This is a genomic window from Pseudomonas sp. FSL R10-2189 (assembly GCF_009600325.1).
Taxonomy (GTDB): Bacteria; Pseudomonadota; Gammaproteobacteria; order Pseudomonadales; family Pseudomonadaceae; genus Aquipseudomonas; species Aquipseudomonas helleri.
The window spans coordinates 1-325 of the sequence record NZ_WIVZ01000143.1 but is presented as its reverse complement, the minus strand read 5'-3'; the positions used below and the strand labels follow the sequence as shown (position 1 = coordinate 325).

The following is a 325-nucleotide window of genomic DNA, read 5'->3' as shown; positions in this document are numbered from 1 at the left end:
GCATGATCATGCCAAAATGTACCGGGTCGACACCGATACCGATAATCACCGGCAGCAGGATCGGGGTGAGGATCAGTATCAGCGGCGCCATGTCCATCACCGTGCCCAGCAACAACAACATGACGTTGATGCACATCAGGATCACGTAGCGGTTATCCGACAGGGTCAGGAACGCGGTGGTGATCTTCATCGGGATTTCCATCAGCGTCAGGATGTAACCGAAGCTGGCAGCAAAGCCGATCAGGATCATCACGATGGAAATGGTACGCACCGCCCGATGCATCAGCTTGGGCAGATCACGCCACTTGTAGTCGCGGTAAATGAA

Annotated in this window: 1 protein-coding gene; it reads right to left on the bottom strand. The window is 54.5% G+C overall.

Features of this window, described 5'->3' with window-relative positions; translation table 11 throughout:
- Positions 1 to 325, bottom strand: a 325-nt coding sequence (locus GHO32_RS26280) for a TRAP transporter large permease subunit (protein ID WP_153443139.1), incomplete at both ends; no start/stop codon positions are given.